The sequence below is a fragment of the Marinomonas piezotolerans genome, from assembly GCF_003362755.1.
Lineage (GTDB): Bacteria > Pseudomonadota > Gammaproteobacteria > Pseudomonadales > Marinomonadaceae > Marinomonas > Marinomonas piezotolerans.
In genome coordinates, this window is the sequence record NZ_QKRA01000023.1 from 1 (window position 1) to 5240 (window position 5240).

General features: G+C 43.9%; 3 protein-coding genes. All 3 read right to left on the reverse strand.

Annotation, left to right across the window (positions count from 1 at the left end):
* Positions 1–181: 181 nt before the first annotated feature.
* Positions 182–3283 (reverse strand): HsdR family type I site-specific deoxyribonuclease, encoded by a 3102-nt coding sequence (locus tag DN730_RS18965; RefSeq protein WP_115469691.1) that lies wholly within the window; start codon positions 3281–3283, stop codon positions 182–184.
* Complete coding sequence (locus DN730_RS18970) at positions 3283–4581, reverse strand: anticodon nuclease (protein WP_115469692.1); 1299 nt, start codon at positions 4579–4581, stop codon at positions 3283–3285. Before DN730_RS18970 ends, DN730_RS18965 begins: the two co-directional genes overlap by 1 nt.
* Before the next feature lies 1 nt (position 4582).
* Positions 4583–5240 (reverse strand): restriction endonuclease subunit S (locus DN730_RS18975; RefSeq protein ID WP_170139039.1); only part of this gene is annotated, 658 nt, incomplete at its 5' end.

Sequence of the window (5240 nt, forward strand, 5' to 3'; positions counted from 1 at the left end):
CACCCGTAACATTCGTCACTGGTGACAAGGGCTGTAGGCCATGATTTCTCTGCATTGTAGGCGGCTTCCAAATTGTCCATAGGTTACCATTCTAGATGGTGACATTTTTATATTTTTGTCACCACGCATCACGGGAGTGATTGCGTGATGACAGTCTTAAAATTAGCTCTGCGTTGTTCTCTTACTCAACATTCCCACCAACACCTTTAAACTTCTCTACAAACATCGCAATCTTTTGGAAAACACTCTGCTTTTTAGTTTTGTATTGAGGGTTAAGTGGGCTCATCTTAGGAAGAGTTTCATTCAGCGCCGTACCATTTTCACTGGCATACTCTCGTTTCAATGATGCTGAGATATAACGCTTAGCCGCATCTTCATTGAGACCTTCGGATTCAATCAATTCCTTAGCTTCTCTTCGCTGTTCAGCCTGGGCAAAGGTGAAGAAGGCATCAATAATACTGGCCTTATCACCAATATCATCAAGGTTAGTCTGGTTAATAAAGTCTACGATCAGGCTCTCTTTGGCTCGGTTACCAAGGCTTGCTCGAATCAGACGGCGGACTTCTTCAATGAGCTCAGCCTTGCTCTTGTTCTTTTTGTTGTGCTCAAAAATCAGCTCCAAAATGTAATCGAGATTGATCTCTTGGGACTTGAGCAAGTCCACTTCAAAGACCACATCATCCCAGTCGATGGTGGACTTTTCCTTTTCATCTGCTGATTTCTGTCGGCGCTGCCAATCGCGCACATCGTTGTACGTCGAACGGTAGTCTTGAATCTTACGCTCGACGGGAAGGCGTATGGTCTGCAACTCAGCCAGTTTTTCATCATCTAAGTAATGCTCGGCCTTAAACGCTTCAACGGCTTCTTCATCGCTCATGTCTACGTCTTGAAGGGCCTTCAAGGTGGCAAATTCATCATAGTTTTGCAGCACGTTTTCTACACGCAGGTACTCACCGAACAGTTTGGCAAAGTCTTTCTTGTCGGACTCTTTCTCAATCGCTGAGGGATCAGGGAAGCGCTGTTCTAACTCGGTCACTACGTCCATAAAGCCTCGCCGTGCTTCACCTGTCACCACATCCGTAAAGCCTTCCATGTATTCCTTGTAGCTTTTCTCTAGCACTACATTCTTGGTGTTCTTGTCCCCAAACAGGGTAATAGCATCTACCGCGGCACGCTCCAGATCTCGGAAGGTGACAATATTGCCGAAAGTTTTGGTAGCGTCATAAATGCGGTTCGTGCGCGAAAAGGCCTGCATCAATCCGTGGTAACGCAGGTTCTTATCCACAAATAAGGTATTAAGCGTCGGCGCATCGAAGCCGGTTAAGAACATGCCTACCACTATCAATAAGTCGATCTCTTTAGATTTAACCCGCTTGGCCAAATCACGATAGTAGTTCTGGAAGCCGTTGCTATCGACACTGAAGTTGGTTTTAAAGAAGGCGTTGTAATCGCCTATCGCTGCATTTAAAAACTCTTTAGCGCTGCTGTTCATCGCTGAGACATCGAAGCTCTCATCCAAGATATCTCCTACTGCATCCTGCTCTTCGTTCGCAGCAAAAGAAAAAATGGTGGCGATTTTCAGAGGCTTGTCTGAGTCTTTTTGCAGTTTGTTGAGGGATTCATAATACAACTTAGCCGCATCTACACTGCTCACGGCAAACATGGCATTGAAGCCCTTAGCATTAGACTGTAATCGGTGTGTCTTCTGGCGGAAGTTTCTCAGAACATACTGGGAGATTTCACGAATACGCTCTGGGTGCAACAAGGCTTGTTTGTTTTCAAGCGCACTGAGTTTCTTCTCATCTTGCTCTGTTTCAATGTCCTTAAACTGTGCCCGCACATCGTTATAGTCCACCTTGAACTTGAGCACCTTTTCATCGCGGATCGCATCGGTGATTACATAAGAATGCAGCTCGCGACCAAACACGCTAGCCGTGGTTTCTGCGCCTAAAGCGTTTTGCGGGAAGATTGGCGTGCCCGTAAAGCCAAACTGATAGAACCGTTTGAATTTCTTGTTCAAGTTCTTCTGGGCTTCACCAAACTGGCTACGGTGGCATTCATCAAATATGAACACGACCTGCTTGTTGTAGATCGACAGTTCACCCTCGCTCTTCATCAGATTGTTGAGCTTCTGAATGGTCGTGACAACGATCTTGTTATCATCTTTATCCAAATTGCGCTTTAAACCAGCGGTACTGTCTGAGCCGTTCACGCTGTCAGGCGAAAAGCGCTGGTACTCTTTCATAGTCTGATAGTCGAGATCTTTTCTGTCGACCACAAAAAACACCCTGTCGACAAACTCCAGCTCTGTCGCCAAACGTGCAGCTTTAAAGCTGGTTAAGGTTTTACCAGAGCCCGTGGTGTGCCAGATAAAACCACCGCTTTCTGGGCAGCTCCAGTTTTTAGCTTCAAACGAACTTTTTACCTTCCATAATATGCGCTCGGTAGCAGCTATTTGGTAGGGACGCATGACCAGCAAGGTGTTACTGACATCAAACACCGAGTAATGCAGCAACACGTTGAGCAGCGTGTTTTTCTGGAAGAAGGTTGCGGTAAAGTCTTTGAGATCTTTAATCAGGCTGTTATCCGCCTTCGCCCAGTTCATGGTGAAGTCGAAGCTGTTTTTATTGCGCTGGGTGGTATTGGCAAAATAACGACTGTCGGTGCCATTCGAGATCACAAACAACTGCAAGTATTTATACAGAGAATGCTCGCTGTTAAAGCTTTCTTTACTGTAGCGGTGAACCTGATTAAAGGCTTCACGAATAGCGACACCGCGCTTTTTCAGCTCAATCTGTACCAGAGGTAAGCCATTGACTAGAATGGTCACATCATAGCGGTTGGCATGGCTGCCAGTTTGCTCGAACTGCTTGATTACCTGCACTTTGTTTCGAGCAATGTTCTTTTTATCGACTAGGTAGATGTTTTTGATACTGCCGTTATCAAATACGAAGTCGTGAATATAGTCATCGTGAATTTTGCGGGTTTTATCCAGGATGGTGTCGCTGGGCTTATCCAAATAAGTTTCGACAAAACGCAGCCATTCACCTTCAGCAAACTGGACGTTATTGAGCGTTTGCAGTTGCTGGCGCACATTGGCCAGCATGGCATCAGGGTTATTTAAGCCGGGTAAAAACTCATAGCCTTGGTTTTGAAGATCCTGAATTAGCTCGTGCTCTAAGGCATCTTCACTCTGATAGCTTTCGGCTACCTGCCATTCTTTGTTGTATTTATCCAGAACAATAAAATTGTTCGATTCGGCAATTGTTTTGTAGTTGCTCATTAGGCTTCCTGCTTTTTGAAACCATAGGTTTCAATCAAATATTTCACTAAAACATCCAGCTTTTCTTTGTCTTTATCTTCAATGTACGCGACTTCTTCGCCCGCATGGGCAGAGTGACTTGATAGATTAAGAATTCTATTAGCAAATGGATCGGGCTTGCCTTCTGCTGTTTTTGGCAATAGAGCAGGCCAATAGTTGTAACCCAGAAATGTTGCCATCTTCTCTAAAACATTTCGGATAAAACTGAAGTGATACTTTCTGATCTGACCATCCTTTATAGCCAATCTAAGCTCTGACAGTAGGAACAGATGGTATGAAAATGGTGAGTCGGTTGGCTGGTCTAGTATCTGAAAAAGGCCATCGGCCTGTTTTTCTAAGCGGTACTTCTTGAACTCTTTATTCGGGTTGTAAGAGAGTTTAAATTTTTCATCGGGCTGCTTTTCATATGCTTTATTGCTCAACTCATTGCACAGAACGTTATAAAAGAGTGGGCTATGAGTTGTGGTGACAAACTTAAGATCTGATTTGCTCGACTTGATCAAGCCTGCCAAATCTACTGCCAGCTCGATTAGATGACTATCATCCAACGAACTTACTGGGTCATCAATAAATACGTACTCTAAACCATCAAACTTATCTGTCAGTCGATTTGTGGTATCGGTTTCATTCAGCGTGAAAACTACTTGCTCCAGTAAAGTGTAAAAAACGCTCCAAATAAAATTACTTTCTTCCCCTTTAGATATTTTTATTGTTTCGTATTGCCCTTCAACTTTAGCCTCTCCATCTTCTGAATCTACGCTAGTGTTATTGGTTAAATCAGAAGGCTTTGCTGCTACTTGAAAAGTGACTTCAGAAAAAGCTGGGATGGTGATTTCCACGAGTTTGCCATTATGATCTTTGCTTTTGCGCTTATACGCTTCATTGAAGTTTGGCGTCACTTTATCGTTGGCGTATCGCTGAAAGTTAGTAATGATATTACCGTCTTCTCCCAAATCCTTAAGCAGCTCAATCAGCCAGTCGGTAAATGTATTGGGCTGAATTTTAAGTTTGGGCTCAACACCGGACTCTAAATCGTTATCCCAGTAGAAAAGATCTTCAGTAAAAGCGCTGTAGTAGAGAATTTTATTTCGCGCTAACTCTGGTTCATCATCTTCTTCAATATCACTTTGGGGTGCAATCAGCTCCTTGAATTCTCGCGATAAACGAGTTTTTCCTGAGCCATTAAAAGCATAGATCAACTGCACCTTCCTATTGGCGTCCTTAAGCTCCTGAGCAATCTCCTTTAGTTCCTTGCTCATATCAGGCCGCTGCCTCTGTATCAGGCTTAGGGAAGCTCAATAGTAAATCGCGATAATATTCATATTGCTTCTGGCGCAAGTCGATTTCGCGAGGCAAGCCTTCACTCAGCGAACTAGTTAACGCATGAAATTTATCGAGTATAGATACAATACGCTCTTTTTCTTCGGGCGAAGGATTTGGAATGCGTATGCTCTCCATGTTCTTTTTATTCAGCTTCGGCTGAGCCGCACCAGAAATATAGGGAGTTAAGTCAATGCTGTTTAGGTAGTACTCAACGTATCGGCGCTCTGCGTACGTTTCGAATTTAAGTACGTGTGCATGGTTATTAACCCAAGTTTTCCCGCTAATGCTGAAAGCAATAGGAGTATTTCTAGCCAGCAAATTTGCGCCATCCTCCGAGACTAATAGGAAATCTCCATCAAAAATATAGTCTTTAACGTAATCAACAATACCTGAGGCGCCGTAATATGGAATTTCCCCAGCTTCTCTTAAGCCACTTGTTATTGGTTTTCTCTTAGAGTCTAGGTTTTCTGCCAGTTCGCCCAACGTCTTCCACTCCACTTCCCCTTCTTCAAAACTCAACAACTGGTCACGATAGTAGTTGTATTGTTTTTTACGGGCATTAAGCTCAGTGGTCAGCTCAGTGGTCAGCTCAGTG